General features: G+C 72.2%; 11 protein-coding genes and 1 pseudogene. 8 read left to right on the top strand and 4 right to left on the bottom strand.

From position 1 onward, the window contains the following. The 7 genes and pseudogenes from ACWCSD_RS11625 to ACWCSD_RS11595 form a co-directional block, all read left to right on the top strand. A pseudogene (locus ACWCSD_RS11625) lies at nucleotides 1–344 on the top strand (hypothetical protein); the annotation flags it as partial. Beyond that, nucleotides 341–649, top strand: a complete 309-nt coding sequence (locus tag ACWCSD_RS11620) for an acylphosphatase (RefSeq protein ID WP_449914221.1) — start codon at nucleotides 341–343, stop codon at nucleotides 647–649. The pseudogene ACWCSD_RS11625 and the gene ACWCSD_RS11620, both read left to right, overlap by 4 nt. Nucleotides 650–839: 190 nt before the next feature. Beyond that, nucleotides 840–1,034 carry a hypothetical protein gene (locus ACWCSD_RS11615; RefSeq protein WP_026214481.1) on the top strand — a complete coding sequence of 65 codons (195 nt, stop codon included), beginning with the start codon at nucleotides 840–842 and terminating at the stop codon, nucleotides 1,032–1,034. Between the two features lie 161 nt (nucleotides 1,035–1,195). Beyond that, on the top strand, nucleotides 1,196–4,897 hold the full coding sequence (gene smc / locus ACWCSD_RS11610; RefSeq protein ID WP_397164634.1) for a chromosome segregation protein SMC: 3,702 nt from the start codon (nucleotides 1,196–1,198) through the stop codon (nucleotides 4,895–4,897). 67 nt (nucleotides 4,898–4,964) lie between these two features. Further along, nucleotides 4,965–6,140 carry a signal recognition particle-docking protein FtsY gene (ftsY, locus tag ACWCSD_RS11605; protein ID WP_358288490.1) on the top strand — a complete coding sequence of 392 codons (1,176 nt, stop codon included), beginning with the start codon at nucleotides 4,965–4,967 and terminating at the stop codon, nucleotides 6,138–6,140. 253 nt (nucleotides 6,141–6,393) lie between these two features. Further along, entirely contained in the window at nucleotides 6,394–8,070 is a 1,677-nt protein-coding gene (locus ACWCSD_RS11600) for a tetratricopeptide repeat protein (protein WP_449914217.1), read from the top strand. Between the two features lie 4 nt (nucleotides 8,071–8,074). Then, complete coding sequence (locus tag ACWCSD_RS11595) at nucleotides 8,075–9,325, top strand: MFS transporter (RefSeq protein ID WP_397164638.1); 1,251 nt, start codon at nucleotides 8,075–8,077, stop codon at nucleotides 9,323–9,325. On the opposite strand, the gene ACWCSD_RS11590 is transcribed toward ACWCSD_RS11595, so the two are convergent. Genes ACWCSD_RS11590 through ACWCSD_RS11580 form a run of 3 tightly spaced genes read right to left on the bottom strand, consistent with a single transcriptional unit; the run spans nucleotide 9,255 to nucleotide 12,114 of the window. Beyond that, nucleotides 9,255–10,049 (bottom strand): ABC transporter ATP-binding protein, encoded by a 795-nt coding sequence (locus tag ACWCSD_RS11590; RefSeq protein WP_358288482.1) that lies wholly within the window; start codon nucleotides 10,047–10,049, stop codon nucleotides 9,255–9,257. The genes ACWCSD_RS11595 and ACWCSD_RS11590 overlap by 71 nt on opposite strands. Further along, nucleotides 10,046–11,089, bottom strand: coding sequence for a FecCD family ABC transporter permease (locus ACWCSD_RS11585; RefSeq protein WP_397164640.1), 1,044 nt, complete (start codon nucleotides 11,087–11,089; stop codon nucleotides 10,046–10,048). The genes ACWCSD_RS11590 and ACWCSD_RS11585 overlap by 4 nt, the downstream gene beginning before the upstream one ends. After that, entirely contained in the window at nucleotides 11,086–12,114 is a 1,029-nt protein-coding gene (locus ACWCSD_RS11580; protein ID WP_358288477.1) for a FecCD family ABC transporter permease, read from the bottom strand. The genes ACWCSD_RS11585 and ACWCSD_RS11580 overlap by 4 nt, the downstream gene beginning before the upstream one ends. Before the next feature lie 97 nt (nucleotides 12,115–12,211). Here ACWCSD_RS11580 and ACWCSD_RS11575 point away from each other — a divergent pair, with 97 nt between their 5' ends. After that, a complete protein-coding gene (locus tag ACWCSD_RS11575) occupies nucleotides 12,212–13,180 on the top strand; it encodes an ABC transporter substrate-binding protein (protein ID WP_397164641.1) in 969 nt (322 codons plus the stop codon). 10 nt (nucleotides 13,181–13,190) lie between these two features. Here the strand turns inward: ACWCSD_RS11575 and ACWCSD_RS11570 are convergent, their stop codons facing one another. Beyond that, nucleotides 13,191–14,264 (bottom strand): PLP-dependent cysteine synthase family protein, encoded by a 1,074-nt coding sequence (locus tag ACWCSD_RS11570; protein ID WP_449914213.1) that lies wholly within the window; start codon nucleotides 14,262–14,264, stop codon nucleotides 13,191–13,193. Nucleotides 14,265–14,344 lie beyond the last annotated feature (80 nt).

The following is a 14,344-nucleotide window of genomic DNA, read 5'->3' as shown; positions in this document are numbered from 1 at the left end:
GGGAGGCCAGCGACAGGGCCGTGGCGACGTTCTGCTCGACGAGCAGGATCGAGGTGCCGGCGGCGTTGATCGCCCTGATCGTGGCGGCGATCGCGCGGGCCGGCTCGGTGGCCACCACCCAGGAGGGCCTGACGCAGGTCGCGCTGAACCGCGGCGGCATGCTCTTCTGCAAGCCGAGCGCCGACCACCATCGCCGTCCCGACATCGCGTTCGTGCCGGTCGACGGCCTGCCTCCGTCGATCCTGGGCCTGGCCTGGCTGCGCGCCGGACGTACGGCCTCGATCCTCGCCTTCAACGAGTTGGCCATGGAAGTCGTACGGCGGCATGAGACGGTGGCGGCATGACGGATACGAAGAGTAATGGCGACAAAGGTTCGGAAAACGTCCGAGTAACCGCCTGGGTGCGGGGGAGGGTCCAGGGGGTGGGCTTCCGGTGGTGGACGCGCGCGAGGGCGTTGGAGCTCGGCCTGACCGGCTGGGCGCGGAACACCGACGACGGCCGGGTCGAGGTCGTCGCCGAGGGCCCGCGGGAGGCGTGCGTCAAGCTGTTGGAGCTGCTCAGAGGTTGCGACACGCCGGGAAGGGTCGATGGAGTAGTGGAACGATGGAGTGAACCCCGAGGTAGTTTGGGCGGTTTTGTAGAGCGGTAGTCGCTTTTGCTAAACGGCCCAAATAGGGTATAGTTGTATGTCGGGAGTGCCTATCAGTAGGGCGTTGCGGTTGGATCGACTTGACCGCCCACACTGCCGGTGCGACTCTTGTTAAGTACCACGCGCACCCCTCCCGCGGAATAGAAGTGCGCGAACCAGTCTGGTCACTCAGCGTGGAGGACCCTTTACCATGGCGAAGGCTCTACTCGGCCACGTCGGCGGTCCTGACCCTCGGATGGTCTCGGAGATGCGCCGCTTGCAGCAGCGTATCCGGGATCTGGAGGCAGAACTCATCCGACTTCAGGCCACGAATGACGCTCTTGCGGCGCAAACCCGCGACGAAGCGCTCAGTCGCTTGCAGGAGCGCGAGCCGGCACTCACCTGAGAGTGATCGGAGCGCAAGACCCAGGGACGTCTCGAAGAGGCGTCCCTTGTTATTTTCCCTGGTGAAAAAGCGCTGGTCATCGACATGCCCACGAGCGGCGGCCGAGACCAGTAGGCTTTTCCGAAGCCCGTTCAGCCGAGGCCGGGGAGGAGGGTCGGCGTTTGTACCTGAAGAGCCTCACCCTGCGCGGCTTCAAGTCCTTCGCCTCCGCGACCGCCCTTCGCCTCGAACCCGGCATCACGTGCGTCGTCGGCCCCAACGGCTCGGGCAAGTCCAACGTCGTCGACGCCCTGGCCTGGGTCATGGGCGAGCACAGCGCCAAGTCGCTGCGCGGCGGCAAGATGGAGGACGTCATCTTCGCCGGCACCTCCTCCAGGCCGCCCCTGGGCCGGGCCGAGGTGACGCTGACCATCGACAACTCCGACGGCGCGCTGCCGATCGACTACACCGAGGTCACGATCAGCCGGCTGATGTTCCGGTCGGGGCAGAGCGAATACGCCATCAACGGCGACACCTGCCGCCTGCTCGACATCCAGGAGCTGCTGTCCGACTCGGGCATCGGCCGCGAGATGCACGTCATCGTCGGCCAGGGCCAGCTCGACGCCGTGCTGCACGCCGGGCCCGAAGACCGCCGGGCCTTCATCGAAGAGGCCGCGGGCGTGCTCAAGCACCGCAAGCGCAAGGAAAAGGCGCTGCGCAAGCTCGACTCCATGCAGGCCAACCTCACCCGGGTGCAGGACCTCGCCACCGAGCTGCGCCGCCAGCTCAAGCCGCTCGGCCGCCAGGCGGAGATCGCCCGCAAGGCCGCCGTCATCCAGGCCGACCTGCGCGACGCCCGGCTGCGGCTGCTCGCCGACGACCTGTGCATCCTGCGCGCCACGCTCGAACGCGAGGCCGCCGACGAGGCCGCCGTCACCGCCCGGCGCAACCAGGTCGAGGCCGAGCTGGCCGAGGGCCAGCAGCGCGAGGCCGCCCTGGAGGCCGCCGAGGCCGAGACCCAGCCCCGGCTGAGCGCCGCCCAGGAGACCTTCTTCAGGCTCTCCTCCCTGCGCGAGCGCATCACCGGCCTGGAGCAGCTCGCCGCCGAACGCCACCGCCACGCCCTCGACGCCGCCGCCATCGAACGCCGCGGCCGCGACCCCGAAGACCTCGAACGCGAGGCGGGCGAGGCGCGCGAGCAGGAGCAGATCCTGCGGGCCGAGCTCGAACACGCCCAGGAGCTGCTGGCGGAGTCCGTCGAGCGGCGGGCCGCGGCCGAGGCCGAGCTGGGCGCGGAGGAGCGGCGCCTGGCGATGGCCGCCCGTGCCGCCGCCGACCGCCGCGAGGGTCTGGCCAGGCTGCGCGGCCAGGTCGACTCCGTGCGCAGCAGGGCGCGCGCGGCCGAGGAGGAGATCGGCCGGCTGGAGAAGGCCGTGGCCGACGCCGCCGAGCGCGAACGGCAGGCCCTGGCCGACCTGGAGAACGAGCGGGCCGAGGAGCCGGCGGCCGATCCGGCGCTGGCCGAGGAGCTGGCCACCGCGCAGGCCGCCGTCGAGGAGGCCAGGGCCGCCGCCGACGCGGCACGCGTGGCCGCCGACGAGGCCAAGGCCGGGCTCGGCGCGCCGCGGGCCGCCGTCCAGGCCGCCAAGGCGGGGGTCACCACGGCCCGCGCCGCCGACCAGGAGGCCCAGCGCTCGGTGGCCGCGCTGCGGGCCCGCCGCGACGCCCTGGAGCTGGGCCTGGCCAAGGGCGACGGCGGCGCCGCGCTGCTCGACGCCGACCTGGCCGGGGTGCTGGGCCCGCTGGCCGCCTCGATGCAGGTCACGCCGGGCGCTGAGCTGGCCGTCGCCGCCGTGCTCGGCCCGGTCGCCGAGTCGGTCGCGGTCAAGACGCTCGACACCGCCGTCGAGGCGCTGGGCCTGCTGCGCAGCACCGACGCGGGGCAGGTCACGCTGCTGGTGGCCGAGACCGGAGTTTCGGACACCGCGCACCACTCCCAGGTTGCGCGATCCCGGCCCGCCCCGCCGGACGGCGGGCGGTGGGCCGCCGATCTGGTCACCGTGCCCGACGAGCTGCGGCCGGCGCTCGACCACGTCCTGGCGAAGGTCGTCGTGGTCGCCGACCTCGAAGCGGCCCGCGAGCTGGTGGGGCGGCGTCCCGAGCTGCGGGTGGTGACCGAGGGCGGCGACGTGCTCGGGGCTCATCTGGCCGGTGGCGGGTCGGCCGGCGGCACCTCCGTCCTGCAGGTGCGGGCGGCGCTCGACGAGGCCGTGCACGACCTGCGGGTGGCCGAGGCCACGGCGGAGGCGACGGCCGAGGCGCTCGACCAGGCGATCGAGGCCGAGCAGGCGGCCCAGACGGCCGTCGAGGCGGCCCAGGCGCACGTCAACGAGGCCCAGAGCGCGGTGACCGCGGCCCAGGCCGGGGTGAGCGCCGCGCAGGGCGTCCTCGACCAGGTCAGGGCCCGCCAGCGGGAGGCCGACCAGCGCAACGCGGCGGCGGCCAGGCGGCTGGCCCAGCTGGAGGCCGCCGCGCACGCCGCGCACGCCGAGGCCGAACGCCTGGCCCGCAGCGTCACCGCGGCCCAGGACTCCCGCACCGAGGGGCTGGAGGAGCTGGCCGAGCTGGAGATCCGGCTGGCCGAGGCCGAATACGCCCAGGAGCTGGAGACCGAGCCCACCACCGACCTGCGCGACGACCTGGCCGCCACGTGCGAGACGGCCCGGCAGCGCGAGATGGACACCCGGCTGCAGGTGCGCACCGCCGAGGAGCGCGTCAAGGGCATCGAGGGCCGCGCCGACGGCCTGCTGCGGGCGGCCCAGCGCGAGCGCCAGGAACGCGCCCAGGCCGCCGCTCAGCGGGCCAGGCGCAGGCGGCAGGCCGTGCTGGCCGAGGCGGTCAGCAAGGGCGCCAGGCAGGTGCTCGGGGCGCTCGCCTCGTCGATCCAGCTCGCCTCCCGCGAGCGCGACGACGCCGACCTCGCCCGCGTCGCCGTCGACGCCGAGCTGAAGCAGGTCCGCGTGCGCGTGCGTGAGCTGGGCCAGGAGCTCGACAAGCTGGTCAACCGGGTCCACGGGAGCGAGGTGGCCCGCACCGAGCAGCGCCTGCGGCTGGAGCAGCTCCAGGAGCGGGCGATGGAGGAGTTCGGCGTCGAGGTCGAGGCGCTGGTCTCCGAGTACGGCCCCGACGCGCCCGTCCCGGGCGACCCGCCGGTTCCGTACGTCCGGGAGGAGCAGGAGAAGCGGGCCAGGGCCGCCGAGCGGCAGATGACCCAGCTCGGCAAGGTCAACCCGCTGGCGCTGGAGGAGTTCGCCGCGCTGGAGGAGCGCCACGCCTTCCTGACCTCGCAGCTGGAAGACCTCAAGAAGACCCGGCGCGACCTGCTGACCGTGGTCAAGGAGGTCGACGACCGCGTCGAGCTGATGTTCGCCTCGGCCTACGAGGACGTCGCCCGCGAGTTCGAGCAGATCTTCACCCGGGTCTTCCCCGGCGGCGACGGGCGGCTCGTGCTCACCGACCCCACCGACATGCTCACCACGGGCATCGAGGTCGAGGCCAGGCCGCCGGGCAAGAAGGTCAAGCGGCTGTCCCTGCTGTCGGGCGGCGAGCGCTCGCTGACCGCGGTGGCGTTCCTGATCTCCATCTTCAAGGCGCGGCCCTCGCCCTTCTACGTGATGGACGAGGTCGAGGCCGCCCTCGACGACACCAACACCCAGCGGCTGCTGACCCTGTTCGAGGAGTTGCGGCAGAGTTCCCAGCTCATCGTCATCACCCACAACAAGCGCACGATGGAGATCGCCGACGCCCTCTACGGCGTGTCGATGCGCGGCGACGGCGTGACGCAGGTGGTCAGCCAGCGCCTGCGGGAGCGCGAATCCGCCTGATCCGGCCTGTCATCATCCGTGTGCCTTGGGCATGACCATGCCGGTCGATCTGGAAAACTGACATCTTGTGGATGGTTACCTCGGCGTCATAGTGATCGTGGCCGTCGTCGCCCTGCTGGCGGCCGGCGGCCTCTTCCTGCTGTTCAGGCCGGGTGGCAAGGCGGCGCCGCCCGTGCCGCCGCCGGAGGCGCCGCCGCTTCCCGAGGAGGAGAAGCGGCCCGCCGGCCCGGTCGAGGAGGCCGACGGCGCGGTCACCACGGTGCCGCCGCCGGTCCAGCCGGCCGAGCCGATGGTCATCGCCCCCGAGGTCGAGGTGCCGCCGCCGTCCGCTGGGCGGATGGTGCGGCTGCGCTCGCGTCTGGCGCGTTCGCAGAGCGCGCTCGGCCGCGGCCTGCTGGAGCTGCTGTCCCGCGACCGGCTCGACGACGACGTCTGGGACGAGATCGAGGAGAGCCTGATCACCGCCGACGTGGGCGTCGCCCCGACCCGCGCGATGGTCGAGGAACTGCGCACCAAGGTCAAGGTGCTGGGCAGCCGCACGCCCGCCGAGGTCAGGGGCCTGCTGCGCGAGCAGCTTCTCGCCCAGGTCAATCCCGACCTCGACCGCAGCCTGCACGTGCAGAAGCACGGCGAGCGGCCCGCCGTGGTGCTGGTCGTGGGCGTCAACGGCACGGGCAAGACCACCACCACCGGCAAGCTCGCCCGCTCGCTCATCGGCGACGGCAAGACGGTCGTGCTCGGCGCGGCCGACACCTTCCGCGCGGCGGCGGCCGACCAGCTCCAGACGTGGGGCGAGCGGGTCGGCGCCGAGACCGTGCGCGGGCCGGAGGGCGGCGACCCGGCCTCGGTGGCCTTCGACGCCACGGCCAAGGGCATCGAGGACAAGGTCGACGTCGTCATCGTCGACACCGCGGGCCGCCTGCACACCAAGACCGGCCTGATGGATGAGCTGGGCAAGGTCAAGCGGGTCATCGAGAAGAAGGCCACGGTCGACGAGGTGCTGCTCGTCCTCGACGCCACCACCGGCCAGAACGGCATGCGCCAGGCCCAGGTGTTCGCCGAGGTGGTCAACATCACCGGCATCGCGCTCACCAAGCTCGACGGCACCGCCAAGGGCGGCATCGTGATCTCCGTGCAGCGCGAGCTGGGCGTGCCGGTCAAGCTCGTGGGGCTCGGCGAGGGGCCCGACGATCTGGCGCCTTTCGACCCGGATGTCTTCGTGGACGCGATCCTGGGCGACTAACCCCGTTTATCGGTCATGTCCTAATTCATGCCGAAATGGCCCTTACCAGAAAAGTCTTGAGTCGCTAGTTAGCTTTGTGCTGACATGTTCGGGTTATCCGCGATCACGTAAGGGATGCCCATGAAGAAGATCGTCGTCCATCGTCCCGGGACTGTCAGGCCCTCCACGCTCGCCTCGCCGCGACACGGCATTTGACCTGTCTCTGGGTCGGCGTTTCCACGCGGGAACGCCGACCGCTGGGAAAGGGGCGGTCGTGAGGACGATCGCCCTGGACGCCGACCGCCGGGCAGCCGGGCCGTACACGCTGGCCGCCGCGCTGCTCGACCTTCTGGTCCCCGAGGCGCTCGACCGGCGGCCCGACCTGGTCGCCGCATACGACGTGGAGCTCCGGGTCGCGGCGCCCCGCCTGCGGCCGCTCGTGCCGGTGCGCAGGCGCTCGCTGGCCGACGACCTGCCGAGGGGGCAGCGCATCCTCATCCCGGGGGCGCGGCGCAGCCTCAGGATCGCCAACGGGCTGGCCGAGTTCGTCCGCGAGCTGCTGGCCGTCACCGGGCCGCTCACGCTCGTCGTGTCGAACCTGGACGAGGCCGACCACACCGACCGCGAGCTGGTCGAGGTGCTGCGCCGCCGGCTCGACCCGGGGCTGCTGCGCGTCGAGGAGGGCCCGTCGTCGCCCGGCGAGGGCCCGCTGTGCGCCGACTTCGACCGCTACCGCGACGAGGGCTTCCATCACGCGATGGTGGAGTCGGGCACGGAGGCGCTGCGCGGCATGGCGTACGAGGACGACCCCGAAGGGTGGCGGACCCTCGTGCAGCGCGTCGCCGCGGCCCTGGAGGCGGTGGAGCGCGAGGAGGAGGCCCGCGAGCTCTACGACCGGGCCAGGCGCCTCAGCACCGACCCCAAGCACCGGGCCACCATCGCCTACGCCACCGCGATGATCCTGGTACGCCACCACGACCCCGCCCGCCGCGACCCCGGCGAGGCGATGGCGTGGATCAACGAGGCCGTCACGATCACGTCGTTGCTGCCCGACCCCCGCGAACGCGCCTTCCACCTCGGCTTCGACCTCAACGGCAAGGCCCTGGTGGAGCTGCGCGCCGGCCGTCCGGACGCCGCGCTGCGGCTGGTCGAGCAGGCCATCGCCCTGGCCGACGAGCACCTGGCGGACGAGCACCCGGTCCACCGGCTCGTGCTGCGCGCCAACAGGGCGCAGCTGCTGGCCGGGGCAGGCCGGTACGAGGAGGCGCTGGCCGACTACACGGCGGCGATCGACGCCGATCCCGGCTATCCGGACTACTACCTCGACCGGGGCAACCTGCTGAACAAGCTGGGCAGACCGGAGGAGGCCCTGGCCGACTACGAGGCCGTCATGCGGCTCAGCCCGCCCTTCCCGGAGGCGTACTACAACCGCTCGGAGCTGCGGTTCGCGGCCGGCGACCTGGACGGCGCCCGCGCCGACCTCGACCGCACGCTGGAGCTCGACCCCGACTTCGCGCCCGCGTACGTGAACAGGTGCGGCCTGCTCGCCCTCCACGGCGAGTACGAGCAGGCCAGGCGGGACGTGGAGCGCGGCCTCGCGCTCCGGCCGCGCGACGCCCACCTGCTCTGCGTGCTCGGCCAGGTGGAGACGGCCCAGGGCCGCCACCCGGAGGCGTACGCGGCCTTCGACGCCGCGCTGGAGATCGATCCCGACCTGGCCGCCGCGTGGGGGAGCCGGGCCGTGCTCGCCTTCGAACGCGGCGACCCCGACGGCGCGCTGTCCGACCTGACCCGCGCGCTGAAGCTGACGGAGACGGCCGAGCTGCTGTTCAACCGGGCGATGGTCCACCGGGAGCTGGGACGGGCGAAGGAGGCCAGACAGGACCTGCTCAGAGCCGCCGAGCTGGCCCCCGGCGATCCGGACGTCGGGCGGGCGCTGGCCGAGGGGTGAGGGGATGGGCGGCCGGTACTGGCTCCTCCTGGGAGCCTTCCTCGCCTCCTCGCTCGGCACCTGGATCTACCGGCTGGCCCTGCCGCTGCTCGTCTACGACCTGACCGGGTCGGCGCTCGGCACGGGGCTGGTCTACGTGACCGAGTACCTGCCGTACCTGCTGCTGGGGATGTTCGGCGGGGTGATCGCCGACCGGTTCGACCGGCGGCGGGTGCTGGTGCTGGGCGACCTGGCATCGGGGGCCGTCACCGTCGTGCTCGCCGTCCTGGTCACGGCCGGTGTGTCCCGGTTGTGGCCGATCTACGTGGTGGCGTTCCTGCTGGCCTGCGTGGACCCGCTCTACCAGCCGGCGTTCCGGTCGATCGTGCCCTCGCTGGTGGAGGTGGCGCGGCTGCCGCAGGCCAACGCCCGGCTGCACATCGGCGAGCACGCGGTCAACATGGCCGGGCCGGTGATCGGCGGCGCGCTGGTGGTGAACTTCGGCTACCAGGTGGCCGTCTACGCCGACGCGGGCACGTTCCTGCTGTCGGCGCTGCTGATCTCGCTGATCAGGACCGCGCCCGCGGCCGCGGCGGCGGTGCGGGGGTGGTCGGTGGTCGCCGACATGCGCGAGGGCCTGCGCTTCCTGACCGGCGGCGACCGGGTGGTGCTCACCACCGCCCTGTCCGCCGCGGCCTGCAACTTCGGCGTCTGGCTGCTGCTGGCGGGGCTGGTGTACTACCTCAGCTCGTACCACGGGTTCACGCCCGGGGAGATCGGCGTCGTCTACGCCTTCCAGGGGGCGGGCGCGGTGCTCGGGGCGGTGCTGGGCGGCAGGCTGGTGTCCAGGTGCCAACCGGGCCCGCTGATCTGCTGGGCCATCGTGGCCGGGGGCCTGTCGATGCTGGCCATGATCCCGGCCAGGGGGCCGGTGCTGATTGGGCTGGCCTGGATGGGGCAGTTCGCGGCCGCCGGGACCTCGATCGTGGCGAGCATGACCGTCCGCCAGCTGCTCGTCCCCGACCACCTGCTCGGACGGGTGCTCGGCACGGCCAGGATGATCGCGTTCTTCTCCATCCCGATCGCCTCGCTGGTCACGGGGGTGTTCGAGTCGGCGGTGCGGAACGCGTACGCGCTGATGGCCTTCGCCGGGGTGAGCTGGCTGGCCATCGCGGCGGGCGTGGCGCTGTCGCCGATGCGCCGGGTCAGCCTCGCGCGGCTGCGAGCGGCCCGATCGGCACCACGAGAGGGGTCCCCGCGACCGGATCCTCGATGACCTTCGCGTCCAGCTCGAACACCTCGCGCAGCAGCTCCTCGGTCAGCACCTCGTGCGGGGCGCCGGCGGCCACGACCTTGCCGGCGCGCATGGCCACCAGCCGGTCGGCGTAGCGCGCGGCCAGGTTGAGGTCGTGCAGGACCATGACGACCGTGCGGCCGGCCTGCTCGTGCAGGTGCCGGACGAGCTCCAGCACCTCCACCTGGTGGGCCAGGTCGAGGAACGTGGTGGGCTCGTCGAGCAGCAGCAGGTCGGTGCCCTGGGCCAGGGCCATGGAGATCCACGCCCGCTGCCGCTGGCCGCCCGACAGCTCGTCGAGCGGGCGTTCGGCGAGGTCGGCCAGGCCGGTCATGGTCAGCGCCGCGGCGACGGCCGACTCGTCGTCGGAGGACCACTGCCGGTACCACGTCTGGTGCGGATGCCGGCCCCTGGCGACCAGGTCGGCCACGGTGAGCCCCTCGGGGGCCGAGGGCGCCTGCGGCAGCACGCCGAGGATCTTGGCGACCTCGCGGGTGGGGATGGCGTCGATGCGCTTGCCGTCCAGCAGCACCTGGCCGCCCTGGGGCTTGAGCAGGCGGCCGAGCGCGCGCAGCAGGGTGGACTTGCCGCAGCCGTTCGGGCCGATGATGGTGGTCACCGTGCCCGCCTCGACGCCCAGGTCGAGGCCGTCCACGATGGTCCGGTCGCCGTAGCCGAGCTTGACGCCCGCGGCCTGCAGCCTCATTTGCGTGCCCTCCAGATCAGGTGGATCAGGTACGGTGCGCCCAGCACGGCCGTGACGATGCCGACGGGCAGCTCGATCGGGGAGAAGACGGTCCGGGCGATCAGGTCGGCGCCCGCGGTGAGCACGGCCCCGGTGACCGCCGAGCACAGCAGCGGCGGCCGGGCCGAGCGGGTCAGCCGGAGCGCGATCTGCGGCGCGGCCAGGGCCACGAACGCGATCGGCCCGGCCGAGGCGGTGGCCACCGCCGCCAGCAGCACGGCGGCCAGGATCAGCAGGGCGCGGGCCGCGTTCACGCGCACGCCGAGGGCGGTGACCACGTCGTCGCCGAAGCGCAGCGCGTCGAGCGAGCGGGTGCCGAGCAGGGTGGCCGGGACGAGCACCGCCAGCGCGAGCGCCACGGGCACGACGTGCTCCCAGCCGCGGCCGTTGAGCGAGCCGCTGATCCAGACCATGGCCTGACCGGTGTCGTTGACGTCGCCGACGGTCAGCAGCCAGAACTTCACGTTCGTGAACACGGCGGCCACGCCGATGCCGACCAGGACCAGGCGGTAGCCGTCCAGGCCGCGCCGCCAGGCCAGGCCGTAGACGACGGACGCGCCGAGCAGGCCGCCGAGCAGGGCGAGCGCGGGGATGCCCAGGTCGGCCAGCAGGCCGCTGGTGCCGCCGTAGACGCTGCCGCTGGCCACCACGCCGGCCACGACGGTGACCGAGGCGCCGGTCGTGACGCCGAGGATCTCGGGGCTGGCCAGCGGGTTGCGGGCAATGGACTGGATGATCGCGCCGGACAGCGCGAGCGCGGCGCCGACCAGGGCGCCGGTCAGGGCGCGCGGCAGGCGCAGCTCCATGATGACGAAGTGGGCCGGGCTGTTGACGTCGAAGGTGCCCTGGAGCACCTCCGCCAGGCTCATCGGGAGGTCGCCGATGCGCATGTTCAGCGCCATGAGCACGACCAGGAGCGCCAGGCCGGTCACGCCGACGGCGACGGCGCGCGGGCGCAGCCGCCAGGACAGGGCGCCGAGGCGCAGGGGGAGCGCGGTCATAGCCGTACCGGCTTTCTGCGGCGGACCAGGGCGACGAAGAAGGGCGCGCCGATCAGCGCGAGGACCACGCCGACCTCCAGCTCGCCCGGAGGGGCGACCACGCGGCCGATCACGTCGGCGACCAGCAGCAACGCCGCTCCGACCAGCCCCGAGTACGGCAGCAGCCACCGGTGGTCGGTGCCCGACAGCGACCGGGCCAGGTGCGGCACGATCAGGCCCACGAACGCCAGCGAGCCGCAGGCCGCCACCGCCGCGCCCGACAGCAGGGTGACGGCGGCGACGCCGACCGTCCTGGTCAGGGCGATGTTCTGGCCGAGCGAGCGGGCGACGTCCTCACCGAGCGACAGGGCGTTCAGGCCCGGGGCGTTGACCAGGGCGAGCAGCAGGCCGGCGAGGATGAACGGGAGCACCTGCCAGACCACGTCCGGGCCCCTGGCGGCGATCGAGCCGGACTGCCAGAAGCGGAAGACGTCCATGGCCTGCTCGTCGAGGAGCACGATGGCCGAGGTCATGGCGTACAGCAGGGCGCTGACCGCGGTGCCGGCCAGGGCCAGCGTGACCGGGGTGGGGCCGCCCCTGCCGCCCGTCATGCCGAGCGCGAACACCGCCACGCTGGCCACCAGCGCGCCCGCCAGGCCGAACCAGATGTAGGCGAGCAGGCTGGAGGCGCCGAGCAGGATGATCGAGGCCACCATGGCGAACGCCGCGCCCTGCGTGACGCCCAGCAGGCCGGGGTCGGCCAGCGGGTTGCGCGTGTGGCCCTGCATGAGGGCGCCCGCGACGCCGAGCGCGATCCCGGCCAGCACCCCGAGCACGGTACGCGGCACGCGCAGCGAGCGGATGATGATGTCGTTCTCGCTGCCCGTGGGCGCGGTGAGAGCCTGCCAGGCGTCGCCCGGCGGTACGGACTTCGAGCCGACCGTGATGCTCAGCACCACCCCGGCCGCGACGGCGGCGAGGAGGAGGAGCAGGAGGACGAGCCGCCGGCGCCGGATGCCGTGGAGGCGGGGCGCGAGCGCGGTCACCAGTTTCCTCCCCTTGTTTGCCCGATCGTGGTGAAGTATGCCAGGTTAGGCAGGGCTAACCTAATTTAGGTTCGCCTTACTTCAAGAAAGGGTTCCGATGAGAGCGTGGCGGGTGCTGGCCGGTGTGCTGCTGGTGGCGGGGGTGGCCGCGTGCGGCTCGACGGAGCCGGCGGCCACGCCGTCGGCCGACCCGGCGGCCAGGACGATCGAGCACGCGATGGGCTCGACCAAGATCTCCGGGCAGCCCAAGCGGGTCGTCGCGCTCGACCAGAGCTTCGTGGACGCGGTGCTCACGCTGGAGACCCCCGTGATCGGCTACACCACCTACCGGTCGATCGACACCAAGCTGCCCGACTACCTCGGCCCGCTCGTCGCCCGGTACGGCAAGGAGGCGACCCCGGTCGGCACCCTGGAACAGCCCAGCCTGGAGAAGATCGCCGCGCTCAAGCCCGACCTGATCGTCTCGGCCAAGGTCCGGCACGAGGCCCTGTACGACAAGCTGTCCAAGATCGCGCCGACGGTATTCAGCGAGACGACCGGCGCCATCTGGAAGGAGAACCTGCGCCTCATGGGCCGCGCCCTGGGCAAGGAGGACCTGGCCGACTCCCGGATCAAGGCGTTCGAGCAGCGCGCGGCCACGATCGGGGCCGCGATCAAGGAGAAGGCGGGCGGGAAGCTGCCGACCGTCTCGATCGTGCGCTTCGCCGGTGAGCCCACCGTCCGGCTCTACGTCGAGAAGTCGTACTCCGGGGTGGTGCTGAAGGACGTCGGCTTCCCCCGTCCCGAGGGCCAGCCGACCAAGGACGACGCCATCGCCGTGGACGTCAGCCAGGAGCGCATCGCCGACCTCGACGCCGACCACATCTTCGTGGCCACCTACCCGGACCCGGCCAGCGACGGCCCCAAGGAGAAGTTCGTCGGCAACCCGCTGTGGGGCCGGCTCAAGGGGGACAAGCACGAGGTCAGCGACCTGACCTGGATGAGCGCCGTGGGCGTCCAGGGCGCCCACGCCATCCTGGACGACCTGGCCAAGACCTTCTCGGTCGACCCCGCCAAGGCCGCCTAGGCTCCGGCGCTCAGCGCGGCAGGAACGTCCGCAGGTCGGCCAGGTGGGGTTGGAGGTCGAGCCCCTGGCCGGCCAGCCATTCCGGGTTGTCGTAGGTGCCCTTGTAGCGGTCGCCGCGGTCGCAGATCAGGGTGACGACGCTGCCCTGGACGCCCGATTCGCGCATCTCCCTGACTAGCTCGACGCACGCGGCCATGTTCGTCCCCGTGGAGCCGCCGACGTCCAGGCCGGTGACCTCGCGGGTCCAGTGCATGGCGGCGATCGAGCGGGCGTCGGGGACGGCGATCATGCGGTCGATCACGCTGGGCAGGAACGACGGCTCCACCCGGGGACGCCCGATGCCCTCGATCCGCGACCCCGAGGCCGTCACCGCAGGGTCGCCGGAGACCCAGCCCGGGTAGAACGCCGAGCCCTCCGGGTCGACCACGGCCAGGCGGGTGGGGTGGCGGCGGTAGCGGATGTAGCGGCCGATCGTGGACGACGTGCCGCCGGTGCCGGCGCCCACGACGATCCAGGCGGGCTCGGGGTGCGGCTCCATGGACATCTGGGAATAGATCGACTCGGCGATGTTGTTGTTGCCACGCCAGTCGGTCGCGCGCTCGGCGTAGGTGAACTGGTCCATGAAGTGGCCCCCGGTCTCGGCGGCCAGCCGGTGAGATTCGTCATAGATCGCCCCGGGGTCGGCGACGAGGTGACATTTCCCGCCGTAGAACTCGATGAGGTGGCACTTCTCGGGCGACGTGGACGCGGGCATGACGGCGATGAACGGCAGGCCGAGCAGCCGGGCGAAATACGCCTCGCTGACTGCGGTCGAGCCGCTGGACGCCTCCACGATCGTGGTGGCCGGGCCGATCCAGCCGTTGGCGAGGCCGTACAGGAACAGGGACCGTGCGAGCCGGTGCTTGAGTGAACCGGTCGGGTGCACCGATTCGTCTTTCAGGTAGAGGTTTACGCCCCAGTGCGAGGGAAGCGGAAAGACGTGCAGGTGAGTGTCACAACTTCGGTTGGCGTCGGCCTCCACCTTGCGGATGGCCTCCGCCACCCACCGACGTGTCCCCGTGTCGTGACGGTCCACAGATTCCATGTCCATACGCTATCCCCTGTGACTCTGACCACTATTCCTACGAAATTGGGTGGGTAGTGTTATGATAATGAGACTTGTCC

This window comes from Nonomuraea sp. NPDC001684 (genome assembly GCF_053596515.1).
Note: the sequence above shows the minus strand (reverse complement) of the source record. Positions and strands in the feature narration are given on the sequence as shown.